This is a genomic window from Bacteroides thetaiotaomicron VPI-5482 (assembly GCF_000011065.1).
GTDB classification, from domain to species: domain Bacteria; phylum Bacteroidota; class Bacteroidia; order Bacteroidales; family Bacteroidaceae; genus Bacteroides; species Bacteroides thetaiotaomicron.
Genome location: NC_004663.1, coordinates 1,902,742 through 1,921,498, shown reverse-complemented (window position 1 = coordinate 1,921,498; position 18,757 = coordinate 1,902,742). Strand labels below are relative to the sequence as shown.

Below are 18,757 nucleotides of genomic sequence, written 5' to 3'. Positions count from 1 at the left end.
GGATGTTTAAGAGCAGAATGCTTATATATAATTCGGTCAATTTAATAAACCCGGATTTGCAGCAATAGCACTTTGTGGAATGCGTAGTGTATAACGTGAATCATCTTGTTCTAATAGATAAGCTTGTCCGTTCAACACTTTTTCAATTCGTGGACGGGTGGTACGACGTAGATCGAACCAACGATGACCTTCGAAAGCAAGTTCAAGAGCCCGTTCTTCCAGAATTTCTTTAATTAAATCTGCTTGATTCATAGCGTCCACAGCTTTTTTCTTTTCTGCATAACCTTCCGGAGTGTATCGCTTTTCCATCAATTGTAGCAGGCGGGTACGAGCTTCGGGCAATTTATTCATTTGTGCAGCTGCTTCGGCAGCGTTCAAATAAATTTCTCCTGTACGGAAAGTACAGTTATGCTCTGCTTTTCCGCTTTTTTTCGAGATGTACTTATCTCCACTTAAACTATAGTATTTGTTCCGGCGGAGATCCTTATTAGCATCATATTTTTCCATGAACGCAGGTATCAATATGGATGCTGAAGTAACGTCATCATTGAAAAACTCATAAGCAGTAATCATTTCTGCTGATGTATAATTATTGGGAAGTTTGGCTTCCGGATCATTGAGGTCTTCTAATGTGGATTTTTGAACTAATATGCGTTCTGCCGCATCATAGGCTTCTTTCCAGTTTCCCATGTACAGGCGTACACGTGATTCCATTGCATCCACAGATAGGGTGGAGAAGCGGTAAGCATATACGGCTTCCCATTCTTTTTGATGCATTAAGCCGCGGGCCGATTCTATGTCGGATAGAATAGCAGTATAGACCTCTTTTACGGTGTTTCGTGGCAGTACCACTTCTAGATCAAGGTCCCATTTTATGGGAATGGATTTGGTCTCTGGTGCTCCCTCTTTAGTATAAGGTTGTCCATATAGGTTAGCAAGAATAAAGTGCATGTAACCTCTTAATAAATAAGCTTCTCCAACGAGTTGATCAATGTCTTCCTGACTGCCTTCTTTTATATTATCTTTATTTGCTATTATAGCATTTGCATAATAAATCACACTATAATATACTGCCCAGCCAAATTCCCGGGTTCCATCTTTGGGACTCATATCATTCCACTTTTCAATCTCTGAGTAGAAATTTTGAGAATTACTGTTATCTGTTACCATAGCTATGTCTGTGCGAAATTCAGTGACGGATTTGTCGATGAGTTTTAGTCCGTAAGCGGTAGTCAGTAAAGCACGATATTCTGTTAGTGTAGTAGGGATTACTTGTCCTACAGGTTGAATATCCAGGTAGCTGTCACATGAAGATAGCAGGATGCTTCCTATGACAACCATTATGAAATATATTTTTTTGATCATATATATTTTTCTTGTTTAAAAGTTAAGACTTAGATTGAAAGTAACTGATTTAGGAACCGGCGTTGAATAAAGATTGCTCATTGACTCCGGATCCATGTAGTTTTTGTAACTGGAACCAAAAACAAAGAGATTTCGTGCTTCCAAACCTACAGTTGCTCCACCGATGTTTAGTTTATGCAGCCACTCGGAAGGAAAATGATAGGCCAGGCGTATGTTCTGTAAACGTATGTAACTTAACTTTTTGACCCATATATCCAGCGATTTGTAGAGATCTCTCCGAGTGCTGAATAAATAATAGTCAGCCGGATTAGTATTTAGGCTAGTTAATGCAGGAAACTTTCCGTTTTTATTTTCTGGCGTCCATCTATCCAATATATCTCTATTCATATTGCGTCCCGGATCGGGATCTGCTATGTAATAAGTAGGATCTGTTTTTACATGTGCACCTAAGTTATAGGAGAAATTTAAGTTCAGTTCCCAGTTACGGTAATTAAATGTATTCATGAATCCTCCGGTGTAGGGAGCATCGGACGTTCCGGCATAACTATAAAAACCTCTCTCTGTTTCTTTATCTACGCCAATGCTGTATTCTCCGTCTAAATTTCCTTTGTCTGCCATTTGGAATAGCTCCTCAATAGTGACAGCTTCTCCATCTTTATTTTCAATGTATATCTGTCCTGTCTCTGATTTTATCCCTTTGGTTTTTAGGGTGAAAATAGCGCCAACCGGATACCCTTCCAGACTTGGAGTTACTTGATCCTTTTCAGTCATCACTTTCAAAACCTTATTTTTGTTGTATGCAAAGTTAAATGAAGTATACCATGAGAAATCTTTAGTTGCAATGTTACGTGTTTGCAAGTTTATTTCGATACCTTGATTCTTCATACTTGCCCAGTTGACAGCCATACTGGTAAATCCATTTTCCAATGGTAGCATTTTGTTACCAATGAGATCGGTGCCTTTTCTGTAATAATAGTCTACACTTAGGTTGATAGCCTGATTAAATACAGAGAAATCTATTCCGGTATTATAAGAGGCTGTTTTTTCCCAGCGTAATTTACTGTTCGGAGCACTATTGATAGTGATGCTCTCTTCATTTGAACCGGGCAAGATACTTATATTTCCATAAGTACCAACGATAAAGGGTGAAGTGTTTTTGTCAATGTTCCCTTGTAAACCATAAGACAAACGGAGAGCAAGGTTATCAATCCATTTGAACTGATTAATTAACGGTTCGTTTGAGATACGCCACAGTCCACTGACTGAGTAAATAGGTAAATAACGATATTTTTTATCTACACCGAAGAGATCGGAGCCATCCATGCGGACGCTACCTCCCAGAGTGTAGCAATCCATCAGTGTGTAAGAACCATTGGCGTAGAAAGACGCAAAAGCATTTTCCTTAAAACTTTTGGTCTTTAATTTCCATTCATTGGCTTGTTTGGAATCTCTGAATTCTAGGTTTTTGAACGTTAATGTTTTTGGGTCATATCCATATCCGGTAGATGCTTGATTTTCGTACCAATTTTTACGGATTTCTGATCCCGCCATTATTTGTATATTGTGGATGTCATTGAATGTGTTCTTGTATTCACCCTGAACTTTCCATGTAATTTGGGAAGTCGTAGAATTGGTCGATTTGAGCATCCCGCCTTCCGGTATGAGATATATACGGTCGTTTCCTTTGTAATATGCAGAGTTTTCACGTTGGTTACGCAGATTGAAACTGTTAGTACCGGCATATTCTTCCCGGGATAGTTGATCCCATTGTACACCGACTTGTGAAGTAACTTTCCACTGGTCGTTAAAGCGAAGTTCTATATCGAAAATACTATTAATAGCGGTAGTAACTGATTTATTACTGGTATTTTCACGTTCTTCCAGAATATTATATCCTTGTAAAAGATCGGGTATGCTACCTGTTACGACATCGTAATCATACAGGTAATTGTTATTATTGTCGAATGGTTCGAAATAAGGATTGGCAATACGGGAATAATAGACAGGGTTAGTAAGCCCATAGGTATCTGTCAGAAAAGTGGTGTTTTTACGTCTATTTGCAAAAATAGAAACACCTACTTTCAGTAATTTATTGATTTGATAAGAAGTTTTGCTCGTCAGATTAAAACGACTTAAGCTTACTCCCGGAATATTCCCGTTTTCGAGAGTGTAGCCAAGGGAGTTATAATAAGTCACCTTTTCGCTACCTCCGGAAATGCTGATATTATATTCTTGAGTAATGGCATCTCTGAATAGTATATCATTCCAATCAGTATTAATACTTTTTAAACGGTTGATTGCGTTTTGAGCTTCAGGAGTAAGCCCTTCCCAGCCTTTCTCCCGATAAATATCCATTAGATTGTATTGTTTTAATATAGCCGCTACTCCTCCTTTTTCTGAATATACAGGTATCGGATAAAATCCCCATTTATTGAAAGGTGCTTCTTTCATCATTTGAAGTTCCAAGTTTACTTTTTCCTCAGAATTTAGGAGATTAAGGCGGGAGGTCTCCAAATTAGGAGTATAGGTTAATTTTGTATTAAAATTGACAACAGGCTTTCCTGTTTTACCTCTTTTTGTAGTAACTACAATTACACCATTAGCAGCGCGAGCACCATAAATGGCGGTTGCTGCTGCATCTTTCAGTATGGTAATGCTTTCGATATCGTTTGGACTTAATCCGGCGATTGATGATTGACCGATGTTGACAATATCATTATCAGAAGATTTATTGTCCATTTTGGGAATATCTGTTCCTTCCAGAGGAATTCCATCCAGTACCCACAATGGGTCTTGTGTTCCGTTCATTGATGCAGTACCACGAATACGAATTTTGGCAGGTGATCCTGGTGCACCGGAAGTGTTTGTTACGGATACACCGGCTATTTGACCTGTCAGCGCCTGGTCAATACTTTTTGCAGCACCTACCATAGCATCCGAAACTTCAACTTTAGAGATCGCAGCTGTTAATTTTCTACGTTCTAGGGTTTGATATCCTGTTACAACTACATCTCCCAATGTATGTGCTGAAGTTTGAAGTACGATTCGGTAGCTTTTTTTGTCGCCCTGAAGAACTATAACTTGTTCTTCAAATCCGATGTAGCTACAATGAATACGGGTTACTTTATCCGGAACGGAAAGAGAGAATTTACCATCGATATCTGTAATAGTACCTAGCGATGTCTGGGATGCTCCTGCCTTTTTCAGTTCATCCGTATGAACGTAGACCGAAGCACCAATCAACGGTTCGTTATCTTCACCGGAGATTACTACCCCGGTGATAGTGCGATTAGCCGCACTGGCCATTGCCAGTGCGTTAACAAGGAAGCATATAATAATGCAAAGATGTTTTTTATTCATTAATTGTAAATAAACGTAAGTGATTGAATCGAATTATTTAATACCTAAAGCTGTATTGATACGTAAAATCATATCTTCGTAATGATAACGTGTTGCTGTATCAGACGTTCCGAGGCGGCTCTGCAATAATTTCTTAATCCGCAGTAACTCTCCGCGTTTCACGGATATTGCATCCGAGATACGATTCAGTTGGCTGCCGTAGAAGTTGAGAACTCGGTGAGCTCCCATTTTATCTTCCTGTCGGAGCGAACGTTGTTCGGCCGCATAGCAGCTGCAGAAAGGAGTGGCATGATCGAGCAAGAAATGATCGTCTGCAATCTTTTTATTGATTTTCACAGCTTCGGGCTCTGCGGCAGCTGTGAGTAATGCATCCAGAAAGTTTTTTTGCAAAGAGCGTTCCATCACATTGGGAATACCTCCTCGTTCGGTAATGCCGAAAATATTCTTGTGGAGTCCGTCCATTAGTTCCACTACGGTAAACGCTTTTTTTCCATTGACTGATTCATTTTCAATCATACGCATCAGACGGGTGTTGCCAAGCAAGTCCCAAAGGATGTAGGCTTGTGCATTCTTCAGTATCTGCGTCGGGGCGTTTTCTTGTTGTCCAACCGGGGTGTTACGGAGCAAATAGGTATATTTTCCTACTTCCGTATCGAACAACCATTTAGGATAAGTCAGTACTTCATCTGTCAGAAACTTCAAGGAAGCCTGTTGCTTCTCTTTCTCAACGAATGTGTAGGTCTGTACACCATCTCCTATGACTGTATTTTCGATATAGATGCCACCAATGTTGGCCAGTACGTGATACAGATAGTTGTTCCATTGATTGATAATTGCGTAATAGAGGCGTGAGGCTTCTTCGTAAGTCTGCCCTTTTTCTCCGGTAGTAGTCCATTGAAGGATTTGCGGAACGATGCGTTTCAGGTTGTCAATGCCAAGTAAGGAAGAACGTACGGGATCATCGCCTAAATCTTCATTCTGTGCACGTGGATCAACGGCATCACGTACATCCTGTGCTTCACTATATTTATAAAGACGGTCGGTATGCTTGCTCAGGAAATCAAATAAGATATCTTTTTCTTCTTCCGGACTATTTTTTCCGTACCAGCGATATCCATATTCGATGGCAAAGATATCGTAAGGACCGATATGCGGGGAAAGAACCTTCACGCCATCTCCCGGTTGGGCTATGTAGTTGAAGCGGGCATAGTCCATAATAGAAGAAGCGGTGGAATTTAATCGGGAAGTGAACGTTGCGGAACGTAAGGAATCAGTTGGGAACGCTGCCGATCCCATCATGTTGTGACGCAATCCCAAAGAGTGCCCTACCTCGTGGCAGGCAACAAAGCGGATAGCATCACCCAATAGTGAATCCGGCAACTGCACGCTGCGTGCTTCCGGGCAAACAGTTCCGGTCTGTACTGTAATCCATTCGCTTACCATAGAGAGCACATTGTGCCACCACATGATGTCTGCTTCCAGAATCTCTCCGGAACGGGGGTCTAACAAAGAAGGTCCCATCGCATTCTTCTTTTCTGAAGCTGCGTAGGTCAGTACGGAATAGTTCACGTCATCCATATCTATTTCCATACTATCGGTAACTTCAATGGCGATGATTGCATTCTTGAATCCGGCTTTTTCAAAAGCGATCTGCCAGTCTTCAATACCTCTTTTTATATATTTGCGCCATTGATAAGGTGTGGAATTGTCAATATAGAATACGATTGGTTTGGCGGGTTCTACCACCTTTCCTTTCAGGTAAGCCTCCCGGTCTTCCGGTTTGGGTTCCATACGCCAACGGGTGATAAACTGCTTTTTATCCGTTCTTTGCTGTGCATCGCTGAAACTCAATAGCGGATTGGTGAAATAACCTATTTTCTGATTATCAAAACGTCCCATCATTGGAGTTTCAGGTAGCAGAAGGATAGAAGAACTGACTTCTACCGTTACATATACGCTTGTTGTTCCTTCCGTCACTTTAGTAGTTAGCTCGGAAGTGGCAACTACATTGTTCGGAAAGGATTTCACGGATAAGATACGTGATAGATTTTTAATAGCCGATGTTCCCAGATTGATATTGGTAAATACATTATTAATGCTGGTTTCCGTACCGTCATAGATGTCGTTGATCTTGATCACCAATGCTGTAGAGTCCTGATTGACAGCCTCTATCTTGAATGCGGCAATAAGCGGTGATATAAAATTGTCCTTAACCGAACGGAAAATAGCATCCGTCTGAGGAGCCAGAGGTAACGGGCGTTGTTGGCGGAACATCAGTTTCCCGGTTGCTTTGTCCCATTCCATGCAAATCATTTGATTTTCATAATTTACACCCCGGTTTACTCCAGCATCGTTCAATTCAGCCGGTACTCGTTGTAACTTGTTGACAACAAGTAAATCGCGCCCTAGCAATGATGTGGGAACCTCAAAATAATAATCGTTCTTTTTTTGATAAACGGCAAACATCCCTTTTTTAACACTGCTGCCTTCCACTAATTTCTCGTAGTCGCTTTTTACTCTCTCTTCTTCTGAATTTTTTTTCTTTTTCTTTTTGAACCAACTCAGATTTTCTGTAGCAGGGGTAGTTGCAAGTGCTGAGTACGCTTCTCCACTCAGCAATATACATGCAATGACCGCTGCCATTACCTTTACATACATTCTCATTAAGTCCTTTTACTTTTAATTATTATTAAAAACAGCCGCAAAAGTAATAATATTAATAATATAATGATTACAGTTTAGTTGCGAATATAATAATAAAAGGAATTATTAACTAGGTTCATCTGCTATCATTCTTCCCGGATATTTCGTAATCTAGTTGGAATAATGTACATTTGCAGGAGTAAAAAAGTGAAGAAGATAATGAAAAGATATATTGCTGCTTTATTATTGGCCTGTTGCGTGGAGGGGTATGCACAGGAAAAAAAGCAGGCTGCCTTTGTGCCACCTTTCGACTTTCCCCTTACATTGAGTGGAAACTTCGGAGAAATTCGTTCCAATCACTTTCATGGCGGATTAGATTTTAAGACGGGAGGAACAATCGGCAAACCGGTTCGGGCACTTGCTGACGGGTATATCTCACGTATACGTGTTACCAATGGTTCGGGGTATGTGCTTGACGTCTGCTATCACAACGGCTATTCCACTATCAACCGCCATTTGAGCGCTTTTCTGTCTCCTATTGCCGAAAGGGTAAAGAAACTTCAATATGAAAATGAGAACTGGGAAGTAGAAATCATCCCCGAACCCGATGAATATCCGGTGAAAGCCGGACAGCGGATTGCGTTGAGTGGGAATACCGGATACTCATTCGGACCGCATCTTCATCTGGATGTGTTCGAGACGGAGACGGGAGACTATATCGATCCTATGCCTTTCTTTAAAAAGAATCTGAAAGATACACGTGCCCCGAAAGCGGATGGAATCATGCTTTTTCCGCAGCTTGGCAAAGGAGTGGTCAGTGGAAGTCAGGAAAATAAAACGATTCTGCCGAACAGTGAACATCCGGTGGAAGCATGGGGGGTAATCGGCACAGGTATCAAAGCGTATGACTACATGGACGGGGTAAATAATCATTATGGAGTGTATTCCGTAGTACTTACAGTAGATGGTACAGAAGTGTTCCGTAGCACCGTAGACCGCTTTTCGCAGGAAGAAAACCGAATGATAAACTCCTGGACGTATGGGCAGTACATGAAATCCTTTATTGATCCCGGAAATACATTACGGTTGTTGAAAGCCTCGAACGATAACCGTGGTTTGGTAACGATTGACGAAGAACGGGATTATCAGTTTCAATATACATTGAAAGATGCTTTTGGCAATACTTCCCGCTATCACTTTACGGTACGTGGCAAGAAACAGCCGATTGAACCATTGAATCATCGGGAAAAATACTTCTTTGCCTGGGATAAGACGAATTATCTGCAGGAACCGGGGTTGAGTCTGGTTGTTCCGAAGGGAATGCTATATGATAATGTACCTCTTCAATATCAGATAAAAGCGGATAGCGGAGCGGTCGCATTTACCTATCAGTTGAATGATAAGCCGGTCCCGCTACATGCAAGCTGTGAATTGCGAATCGGATTGCGGCGCAAACCAGTGGCGGACACTACGAAATATTACGTGGCGCGAGTGACCCCTAAAGGGACTAAATACAGCGTAGGAGGGAAGTACGAAGATGGATTTATGAAAGCATCTATTCGTGAACTGGGCACATATACGGTTGCTTTGGACACTGTTCCTCCGGAAATTATACCTGTTAACAAGAACTTGTGGGGACGAAACGGAAAGATTGTCTATCGGCTGAAAGATGAAGGAGCAGGTATCGCTTCCTATCGGGGAACGATTGACGGTGAATATGCACTTTTCGGTCGTCCCAATATTGTAAAGTCTTACTGGGAATGTGTGCTTGACCCGAAACATGTGAAGAAAGGCGGCAAGCATACCGTAGAAATGACTGTCACGGATGCTTGTGGAAATCAGACCGTTTCGAAGGAAACCTTTGTTTGGTAAACTATTAAAATGTATTATATATGAAGAAAAGAATCATTCTATCTGCTGTCCTGTTTTTGGCGGCTTTGGCGAATTCTTTCGCTTGTACGAACCTGATTGTCGGCAAAAATGCTTCGACTGACGGTTCGACTATTGTTTCCTATTCGGCCGACTCGTATGGCCTGTTTGGTGAGCTTTATCATTATCCGGCTGCTACATATCCCAAAGGGACGATGTTGAAAGTCTATGAATGGGATACGGGTAAGTATTTGGGCGAAATCGAACAGGCACGCCAGACTTATAATGTGACTGGCAATATGAATGAATTTCAAGTGACTATCGGTGAAACCACCTTCGGCGGACGTCCGGAACTGGCAGATTCTACCGGAATCATCGACTACGGAAGTCTGATTTATATCGGATTGCAACGTTCACGTTCTGCTCGCGAGGCGATCCGTATCATGACTGATTTGGTACAGCAATATGGCTATTATAGTGGAGGGGAATCGTTTACGATTGCCGATCCGAATGAAATCTGGATTATGGAAATGATCGGTAAGGGGCCGGGGGTACGTGGTGCCGTCTGGGTGGCTGTACGTGTACCGGATGACTGTATTTCGGCTCATGCCAATCAATCCCGTATTCATCAGTTTGACATGAACGACAAAGAAAACTGTATCACTTCTCCGGATGTGATTTCCTTCGCTCGCGAGAAAGGTTACTTCAATGGAGTGAACAAGGATTTCAGCTTTGCTGAGGCTTATGCGCCCCTTGATTTCGGTGCCCGTCGCTTCTGCGAAGCCCGTGTGTGGAGCTATTTCAATAAATATACTGACCATGGAAATGACTATCTTCCTTATATCGAAGGAAAGACAGATACTCCGATGCCTCTTTTCGTAAAGCCGAACCGTAAACTTTCCGTACAGGACGTGAAAGATATGATGCGTGACCACTACGAAGGAACACCGCTTGATATTTCCAATGATTTCGGTGCCGGTCCTTATAAAACCCCGTACCGCCTTTCTCCACTGAATTTCAAGGTAGGTGATAAGGAGTATTTTAACGAACGTCCGATTTCGACTCAACAAAGTGGCTTCGTATTTGTTGCACAAATGCGTGCCAACAAGCCGGACCCCATAGGCGGAGTTCTTTGGTTTGGAGTGGACGATGCGAATATGGCCGTATTTACTCCTGTTTATTGCTGTACGACGAAAGCTCCGTTATGCTATACACGTGTAGATGGCGCAGATTACATCACTTTCTCCTGGAATTCCGCTTTCTGGATTTTCAACTGGGTGTCTAATATGGTCTATCCACGTTATGATCTGATGATCGGTGACGTGCGTGCAACTCAGAAAGAGATGGAAACGACCTTTAATAATGCGCAGGAAGGTATTGAAGAAATGGCTGCCAAATTGCTGGCAAAAGATAAGAATGCCGCAATCGCTTTCCTGACTAACTATACTAATATGACCGCCCAGAGTACTTTTGATACTTGGAAGCAACTGGGCACTTTCCTGATTGTGAAGTACAACGACGGAGTAGTGAAGCGCGTGAAGGACGGACAATTTGAACGGAATTCTATCGGACAGCCTGCCGGTGTCATTCGTCCGGGATATCCGAAGGAGTTTCTGGAGGAATATGTGAAGCAGACAGGAGAGAGATATTTGGTGAAATAGTTGTCAATTATTCATTAAATAACTAGGATTTATAAACTTATTCTTTTACATTTGTGTGCTCAAGACTTGGCATATATTCAAGGATTGACAGAGAATAGAGAAATAATCATTAACCAATAAACAATAATCGAAATGGAAAATCAGGAACTTATCAAGCAGGTCACTGAGAAAGCCGAAAAATGGCTGACCCCGGCTTATGATGCCGAAACTCAGGCTGAAGTGAAACGCATGTTGGAGAACGAAGATAAAACCGAATTGATCGAAGCATTCTACAAAGATCTTGAATTTGGAACGGGTGGTTTGCGTGGTATCATGGGAGTAGGTAGCAACCGCATGAATATCTATACGGTAGGTGCTGCTACACAGGGCCTTTCCAACTATCTGAAGAAGAACTTCAAAGATCTGCCTCAGATTTCTGTAGTGGTTGGTCACGACTGTCGTAACAACAGCCGTCTGTTCGCTGAAACTTCAGCCAACATTTTCTCAGCTAATGGCATCAAAGTATATCTGTTTGATGATATGCGTCCGACTCCGGAGATGTCTTTCGCAATCCGTCACCTCGGTTGCCAGAGCGGTATTATCCTGACTGCTTCTCACAATCCGAAAGAATACAACGGTTACAAAGCATACTGGGATGATGGTGCGCAAGTACTGGCTCCGCACGATGCTGGTATCATTGATGAAGTGAATAATATCGCTTCCGCTGCTGATATCAAGTTCAAGGGGAACCCGGATCTGATTCAGATCATCGGTGAAGATATTGACAAGATTTACCTCGATATGGTGAAGACAGTTTCTATTGATCCGGAAGCTATCGCCCGTCATAAGGATATGAAGATCGTTTATACTCCGATTCACGGTACAGGTATGATGTTGATTCCGCGCGCTTTGAAGATGTGGGGATTCGAAAATGTATTTACTGTTCCCGAACAGATGATCAAAGACGGTAACTTCCCGACAGTAATATCTCCGAATCCGGAAAATGCCGAAGCGCTTTCTATGGCTGTCAATCTGGCTAAAGAAATTGATGCCGATCTTGTGATGGCTTCCGATCCGGATGCCGACCGTGTAGGTATCGCCTGCAAGGACGACAAGGGAGAATGGGTACTGATCAACGGTAACCAGACTTGTATGATGTATCTTTACTATATTCTGACTCAGTACAAACAATTGGGTAAGATCAAGGGTAATGAGTTCTGTGTGAAGACTATCGTTACTACCGAACTTATCAAGAAGATTGCTGATAAGAATAACATCGAAATGCTCGACTGCTACACCGGATTCAAGTGGATCGCACGTGAAATCCGTCTGCGTGAAGGCAAAAAGAAATATATCGGTGGTGGTGAAGAGAGTTACGGCTTCCTTGCCGAAGACTTCGTACGTGATAAAGATGCCGTATCAGCTTGCTGTCTGATTGCAGAAGTAGCTGCATGGGCAAAAGATAACGGTAAGTCATTGTACCAGTTGTTGCTGGATATCTACGTAGAATATGGATTCTCCAAAGAATTCACAGTGAACGTAGTGAAACCGGGCAAGAGCGGTGCTGAAGAAATCAAAGCTATGATGGAAAACTTCCGTGCTAATCCTCCGAAAGAACTGGGTGGCTCCAAGGTGATTTTGAGCAAAGACTATAAGACGCTGAAACAGACAGATGCAGAAGGCAAGGTGACTGACCTTGATATGCCGGAAACATCTAATGTGCTCCAATACTTCACTGAAGATGGAAGCAAAGTTTCAGTTCGCCCGTCGGGAACAGAACCGAAGATCAAATTCTATATGGAAGTACAAGGAGAAATGGGTTGTCGCAACTGTTTCGCTTCTGCTGATGCTGCTGCAATGGAAAAGATTGAAGCAGTGAAGAAGTCATTAGGTATTTGATTCCGTTCTTCTTCTGATATTTCAGAATAGAGAAATAATAAATAACGCCTCCATAGTCTCGAAGATTATGGAGGCGTTTCTTTTATGTAACCGCCTTTTCATCGGTCTTTCATTTCCTTTGCATTCTTTAAGTTCCCTTGCTAATCCTTCTTATGGAAATCTTGTTCTATCTAAATCATCTCAATTTAAACATGCAGGCTACGGGGATACACGGTTTTGTTGATGCTTTAGAGTGATACGTAACGTTTCATTTTCATAAGTTGTTCGTTTGTAGTTTGTGTGTACTTCGTGGCCTGCTTTCTTCATTATTTCTTAGCTCCCAACCAAGTCCATTTGTGCCAGATGGTTTCCAATGGTCCTTGTTTGTGCTTCGACAGCCACCATTTACAGAACTGTACCTGCAATAGGAACAGAATGATTCCGATAATCAGACTGAGCGTATATCCGCAATAGGGAGCTAGATAAAATCCGAATGGGAAGTAGATGATAGCTCCCATAATAGATTGTGTGATGTAGTTAGTCAGACTCATTTTTCCGTAAAAGCGCAGGTTGGAAACGGTTTTCTGGAACTTAGCCTTCTGATAAAGTAAGATGAAGGAAGCAATCAGTACGATGGTAAATGCGAATTTCTGCCACATATCGAAAGCTGTCCCTACGGTCTGTTGAATCAGGCTGCTGTCACTTTGCATGATCTGCTCTTTCAAAGAGTAAAGCGGAGCGAAACTGATAGCTGCAATGATCAGTGCTTTGGTCCAGAATTTTAGATGAGACTCGGAAGTGACGAACAGTTCTTTGCGTCCGATGTACAGACCGAACAGGAAAAGTCCGGCAGTCTGTAAGAAGCGTCCGGCACCAATGGCCCAGAATAAGCTCGCTTTCTGTCCTAATGTGACGTTGCCAATGAGGAATTCCCAAAAAGTTCCGTTTTTGGTGTAATCTGCCACTTCGCTATACATGGCTCCGACATTCAGATCGGGCAGGGTGTAGGCAGGATTGAACAGACTCATTATATAATGGAACCATTCAATAGGCTGTAATGAAAATAAGATAGCGGTGATTAAAATAGCCTTATCGCTCCATTTGCGTACAATAAATAATATGATACCGACAACAACAAACAGAAGCAAAACATCTCCAGCCGGAAAGAAAGCCGCGTTAAGAGTGGCAAAACCGGCAAGTAAAACCAGTCTCCATAAAAAACGGTAGCCGAAATCTTTGCCTTTCAACTGCTGATTATGCGATTGGATATAGAAAGTAAATCCGAAAAGCAGTGCGAATATGGCATAAGATTTTCCGGCGAACAGTGAAAATACTGCATTAAACACTCCGGCATCTAAAATGCTAAGCCATTCGGGAGAACTTTCCGGATAAACGGGGAAAATGAAATGTTCCAGATTATGTACCAAGAGGATGGCCATAACTGCAAATCCTCTGAGGGCATCTACTACTTCAATTCGTGGTGTCTTTTTTAATAATTCCATGGGGTTGATTTATGATTGTTTTTTAGTTAGTATTCGTTTTACCCATTTATTGGCGGGCTTTTCGAAATAATAGTAAGAAAGTAAACTAAGTATAATGGTGATACCGAAAATGAGGGGAACACTGATCATCCATGACACCTGCCATTGATAGAGCGCTGCCATTTTCGTATATGTGAGTATAATAAACAAATGTATCAGGTAGAAACTATAGCTGATTTCTCCACCTATTATCAGAAACCGATTGGATAATAGCCGGGATATACCTCCCTTCTGGAAGGCAAAGATGAGTATCATCAGAGAAACAGGTAACCAGTAATAGCAAGAATAACGGTATACTTTAGGTATATCTGCGGCACAAAGATAAAAAAGAAGAAATAAAGCGACGGATGCTACTTCCAACAATGTTCCCGTGGAGGAAGAAATTTTTTTATTGTGTAATGACTGATAGATCTGATAAAGTAATACTCCCACAAAAAAATCCGGCAGGCGGGTGATGGGATTGACATACCAATATGCTTTGATTTGTTCGTCGGCAGTCAGATACATACCTGCCAGCATGACCGGAAGACAGATTGAGAGTACAACCAATAGTTTTCGCCTGCTGCTTAAGAAAGGAATCACGAAAGGAAAGCAGAAATAAAATAACTGTTCGCACCCCAAGCTCCATGAAGGACTGTTGAAAGAGAAAAAATAATCGGCAGAGGGGAAGAAGGGCTGTAACAGAAAGGTAGAGGCGACAAAGTGTTTGATCCAGTCCGTCGTATCGCTATATTGAACATATCCTCCTATACATGCGGCAATTAATAGTGTAAGTAGATGCAGGGGATAAATGCGGGCAATACGTGCTACCCAGAACGTGCGTTTAGTAGTCGTTTTTGTCAGTAGTTTTTCCTGATAATTGTAGGCAATAATAAACCCGCTGAGGACAAAAAAGAAACTGACTCCGACAAATCCTTCTTTAAAGAAGTGGGCATCGAAACTTGTATCCAGAACATAGCAATGTGCTCCGAATACCATCAAGGCAAAGAATATTCGTAAAGATGTTAATGTGTTGATCACGATGTTTATCTGTTTCTTTTTTGTATTCGGCTGTAAAAGTACAGTTTTTCTGTGATATAAAAATTCACATAGATTAAAAAGAACTCAGGATTCGGAGCGCAGGCGGCTTAAATGTTGTGGAGTCATCCCAAGAAAGGAAGCTATATATCCCAGTTGGGCACGGTGAATTACATCCGGCTGTTCGCGTAGAAGTTGTTCGTAGCGTTCTTTGGCCGGTAGGTATAGTCGGTTTATGTGGTGTATGTCCATGTAGAGCAGACATTCCTGATGGATAATGCGTCCCCAGTTGGCAATTTCGATATTTGTTTCATAAATCTGATTTAATTCATCAATGCGTATGGCATATAGTTCGCAATCTTCCAGTAACTCTACATATTCGTATCCCGGTTGGTTGTGGTATAAGTCTTTCATCGCAAAAGTGATATCGCCTTCGCGTGAGAACCAGATCGTGATTTCTTCACCGTCACGCAGGCAATAGGAGCGGCAAAATCCTTTCTCAATAAAGTAGACGTGACGATCTGATACTCCGCCGTGTATCAGTAAGTGTTTCTTTGGCAATTCCAGCTTTTTCATGTGGCTGAAAAGCATTTCCAGTGAGCTGTCAGATACCGGATAATATCGGCGGATTCCTTTGATGATGTTCTCCATGTCTGTTTATTTATGGGAGCATTCCAGCCACCAGTCGATCATTTTCCGTGCCAGGCTCAACTTTCGTGGAAGTTCCGGCAAATTATCTCTTGTATAGAAATCACCGGAGCTTAATTCCTCTTCTTGCAATTTGATTTCTCCTCCGGCATAATCGGCAATGAATCCTACCATTAATCCGCTGGGGTAGGGCCAGGGCTGGTTGCCGAAATAAGTGATATTCTTCACGTCCAGTCCGGTTTCCTCTTTCACTTCGCGGGCTACACATTCTTCCAGTGTTTCGCCTGTTTCGAGGAATCCGGCTACAAGGCTGTTGAATCTGCCTTTAAAGTTGCGGGCATGAACGAGAAGTATGGAGTCGCCTTTGCGCACTAAAACAAGGATGGCTGTCGAGATAGCCGGATACACTTCACGGCCACAGTTCGGACAGCGTTTCATGATAGATTCCTTTTGTTCCATCGGAGTGCCGCAAGCCGAGCAGAACAGACTGTTTCTGTCCCAATGCAGTATTTCGTGGGCTTTGCCTGCTGCCTGATAATGTCCCAGCGGAAGGTATTCGTAAGAAGCGCGAAGCCCTATCATTGCATATTGCTCTGTCTCTTCAATAGGTTGGGATACGGAATAAGCTTTGCAGTTTCTTCCTTCCAGTGTGGTGATATTGTGTACTGTAGTCTTGTCTTTGATCAGGATAGGAGGAATTTCTCCGCAGGGAATGGCAAATGTACCGTTCCCCTCCTTTTCAAGTAGTAGTTCGTCTTTGTAAAAGACAAACCACAGGGATTCAGCTGTTTGATTCATTTTATATTTTTCTATTTTCTTCGCGCTGCGAAGTTATAAAAACTGTATCGATATATGTAGGGTTTACCGGATAAAATATGAATAGATTAACTTAAAAATATACTTTGTTCCACTCCAATCTCCTGAATGAAATAATTATCGTGTGAGATGGCTATCACAGTACCTGCATAGTTTTTGATGGTAGCGGTAATAATTTCGATGCTTTGTATATCCAGGTTATTGGTCGGTTCGTCCAGTATAAACATATCGGGCATATTATTACTGATCATCAGGCAACAAAAGGCAAGTCTCATTTTCTCTCCGCCGCTTAGCTTCCGGCAAGATTTATCCCATTCGGAAGCCGGAAATAAATATCGGTTCAGAATAATCTTTATTTCGTGCTCCGGCAGGTTGCGGCCATTGAAGGCATAGGCTTGTTCCAAAATACTGTTTCGATCATTGATGATCGAATATTCCTGATTCAGATATACATAGGTGAAATTTGCCTGTATGAGCGTGCCTTTCAGTGGTTGAAGTTGTCCGGTTATGATTTTCAGCAGAGTTGTTTTTCCGCTGCCGTTGCCTCCTTCTATACGAAGGCGGTCCCCGCTTTTCAGCTGGAAGCTGAGAGGAGCTTGCCAAAGTTGTGGCTGATCGGGATGATAACCGAAGTTAATCTCCTCTGCCGTAACCAGTATTTTACCGGTATGAAGTCCGGAATTGTTAAAGTCAGTCTTTAGTGCAGCTGTCGGCGAGAGTGAACTTCGGAGTTGGTTACGCTCGTCAGTTAACTTCTCGGCTTTCTCCTGATGGGCACCGGTTAGTTTGGCAGTGCTCTTTTCCGATTTGCTTTGCAAACCGTTCAGTACAATACGCGGAACACCTTTTTTCAGGTTTCTTTTTTCACCACGTACATTCTGTTTATCCCTCCGTTCAGCTGTTTCGCGGGCTACCTTGCGGGCGGTGCGGAGCGCTTTTTCTTTTTCTTCGATGCGTTGTTGCAGGGCTTCTTGCATCAGTGTTTTTTGTTCTTTGTAAAATTCATAGTTTCCACCGTAATAGCTGATCTGATGCTTTTCCAGTTCACATATTTCGGGAAGAAGATTCAGCAGTGTACGGTCATGGCTTACTACCAACAGCGTGGAACGCCATTTTTCCACCCAGTCATACAGACGTTGTCTGCCTGACGAATCGAGATGATTGGTCGGTTCATCCATCAGTATGACGGATGGATTATGAATGTCCATACCTGCGAGGAATACGCGTGTCTTTTCTCCTCCGCTGAGCAGATTCATTGGGTAGGATAGTGGGAATTGGCCCAATCCCCACGAATCGAGGGCGGCGACGGAACGTTCTTCTATATTCCAGTCGTCGTTCAATATGCTGAAATTTTCGATTGAGGCATCTCCCGCAAGGATAGCATGTAGTGCTTTCTGCTTATGGTCTATCTGTAAGGCTTGCGCGATGGTCAACGAATCATATTGCCCGAAATGTTGGGGAATATAATAGAGGTCGTCCGGTCGGACGATGACGCCGGAAGAGGGTGCTAATTGTCCGGCAATAATTTGCAGCAGGGTAGATTTGCCACAGCCGTTGTTGCCGACTAATCCTAACTTCTGCCCTTTACTGATGGCAAAGTTAAGGTCACTGAATAATACTTCTTTATCCGGATGGATATAGCTGATTTGTTGAATACTAATAGGCATGATGGTCTATTGGGTTTGAGGTTGAAAACTGGGTGAGGATAATCACGGGACAAGGGAACGACAAACACAATACTGGCTAAACAACACGAATTTCGTGATGCTTAACGATAAAGAAAAAGCATGGATGAAAAGTGATGTTTACTAGAAGTGTTGTCTTACTTAGAAATTCTCATTGTGGTAAGTATATAGTTTAACTTGGGTGCAAAGATAGTACTTTCTTTTATATATCACCGTTTTTTAGCTAAAAAAGATGTATTTCAGAGGTTCTGTTCGGTTGAATCAGAGGCTTTGTTTAGTCCATTCAGAGGCTCTG

Annotated in this window: 11 protein-coding genes; 3 read left to right on the top strand and 8 right to left on the bottom strand. The window is 42.2% G+C overall.

Going from position 1 to position 18,757, the window contains the following annotated elements; all coding sequences use genetic code 11:
* Window positions 1-36: 36 nt before the first annotated feature.
* Genes BT_RS07850 through BT_RS07840 form a run of 3 tightly spaced genes read right to left on the bottom strand, consistent with a single transcriptional unit; the run spans window position 37 to window position 7,389 of the window.
* Window positions 37-1,365, bottom strand: a complete 1,329-nt coding sequence (locus BT_RS07850) for a RagB/SusD family nutrient uptake outer membrane protein (RefSeq protein ID WP_011107856.1) — start codon at window positions 1,363-1,365, stop codon at window positions 37-39.
* A 15-nt stretch (window positions 1,366-1,380) separates the two neighbouring features.
* Entirely contained in the window at window positions 1,381-4,725 is a 3,345-nt protein-coding gene (locus tag BT_RS07845) for a SusC/RagA family TonB-linked outer membrane protein (protein WP_011107855.1), read from the bottom strand.
* A 33-nt stretch (window positions 4,726-4,758) separates the two neighbouring features.
* Window positions 4,759-7,389 (bottom strand): zinc-dependent metalloprotease, encoded by a 2,631-nt coding sequence (locus tag BT_RS07840; protein ID WP_011107854.1) that lies wholly within the window; start codon window positions 7,387-7,389, stop codon window positions 4,759-4,761.
* 198 nt (window positions 7,390-7,587) lie between these two features.
* Here BT_RS07840 and BT_RS07835 point away from each other — a divergent pair, with 198 nt between their 5' ends.
* The 3 genes from BT_RS07835 (at window position 7,588) to BT_RS07825 (ending at window position 12,776) form a co-directional block, all read left to right on the top strand.
* Window positions 7,588-9,240, top strand: coding sequence for a M23 family metallopeptidase (locus BT_RS07835; protein WP_008767962.1), 1,653 nt, complete (start codon window positions 7,588-7,590; stop codon window positions 9,238-9,240).
* A gap of 20 nt (window positions 9,241-9,260) precedes the next feature.
* Window positions 9,261-10,898, top strand: a complete 1,638-nt coding sequence (locus BT_RS07830; RefSeq protein ID WP_008767963.1) for a C69 family dipeptidase — start codon at window positions 9,261-9,263, stop codon at window positions 10,896-10,898.
* A gap of 132 nt (window positions 10,899-11,030) precedes the next feature.
* Window positions 11,031-12,776, top strand: coding sequence for a phospho-sugar mutase (locus BT_RS07825; RefSeq protein ID WP_008767964.1), 1,746 nt, complete (start codon window positions 11,031-11,033; stop codon window positions 12,774-12,776).
* A gap of 305 nt (window positions 12,777-13,081) precedes the next feature.
* Here the strand turns inward: BT_RS07825 and BT_RS07820 are convergent, their stop codons facing one another.
* The 5 genes from BT_RS07820 to abc-f all read right to left on the bottom strand — a co-directional run bounded on the left by BT_RS07820 (window position 13,082) and on the right by abc-f (window position 18,444).
* Window positions 13,082-14,257 (bottom strand): DUF418 domain-containing protein, encoded by a 1,176-nt coding sequence (locus tag BT_RS07820; RefSeq protein WP_011107853.1) that lies wholly within the window; start codon window positions 14,255-14,257, stop codon window positions 13,082-13,084.
* Between the two features lie 9 nt (window positions 14,258-14,266).
* Window positions 14,267-15,316, bottom strand: a complete 1,050-nt coding sequence (locus tag BT_RS07815; RefSeq protein WP_048698198.1) for an acyltransferase family protein — start codon at window positions 15,314-15,316, stop codon at window positions 14,267-14,269.
* Between the two features lie 84 nt (window positions 15,317-15,400).
* Window positions 15,401-15,964 carry a Crp/Fnr family transcriptional regulator gene (locus BT_RS07810; RefSeq protein WP_008762221.1) on the bottom strand — a complete coding sequence of 188 codons (564 nt, stop codon included), beginning with the start codon at window positions 15,962-15,964 and terminating at the stop codon, window positions 15,401-15,403.
* Between the two features lie 6 nt (window positions 15,965-15,970).
* Entirely contained in the window at window positions 15,971-16,759 is a 789-nt protein-coding gene (gene nudC / locus BT_RS07805) for an NAD(+) diphosphatase (protein ID WP_011107851.1), read from the bottom strand.
* An 86-nt stretch (window positions 16,760-16,845) separates the two neighbouring features.
* Entirely contained in the window at window positions 16,846-18,444 is a 1,599-nt protein-coding gene (gene abc-f, locus BT_RS07800; protein WP_008767969.1) for a ribosomal protection-like ABC-F family protein, read from the bottom strand.
* Window positions 18,445-18,757 lie beyond the last annotated feature (313 nt).

Coding starts and splice junctions, on each gene's coding strand:
- BT_RS07835 (WP_008767962.1), top strand. CDS start 7,588: ATGAAAAGATATATTGCTGCTTTATTATTGGCCTGTTGCGTGGAGGGG.
- BT_RS07850 (WP_011107856.1), bottom strand. CDS start 1,365: ATGATCAAAAAAATATATTTCATAATGGTTGTCATAGGAAGCATCCTG.
- BT_RS07845 (WP_011107855.1), bottom strand. CDS start 4,725: ATGAATAAAAAACATCTTTGCATTATTATATGCTTCCTTGTTAACGCA.
- BT_RS07810 (WP_008762221.1), bottom strand. CDS start 15,964: ATGGAGAACATCATCAAAGGAATCCGCCGATATTATCCGGTATCTGAC.
- BT_RS07840 (WP_011107854.1), bottom strand. CDS start 7,389: ATGAGAATGTATGTAAAGGTAATGGCAGCGGTCATTGCATGTATATTG.
- abc-f (WP_008767969.1), bottom strand. CDS start 18,444: ATGCCTATTAGTATTCAACAAATCAGCTATATCCATCCGGATAAAGAA.
- BT_RS07825 (WP_008767964.1), top strand. CDS start 11,031: ATGGAAAATCAGGAACTTATCAAGCAGGTCACTGAGAAAGCCGAAAAA.
- nudC (WP_011107851.1), bottom strand. CDS start 16,759: ATGAATCAAACAGCTGAATCCCTGTGGTTTGTCTTTTACAAAGACGAA.
- BT_RS07830 (WP_008767963.1), top strand. CDS start 9,261: ATGAAGAAAAGAATCATTCTATCTGCTGTCCTGTTTTTGGCGGCTTTG.
- BT_RS07820 (WP_011107853.1), bottom strand. CDS start 14,257: ATGGAATTATTAAAAAAGACACCACGAATTGAAGTAGTAGATGCCCTC.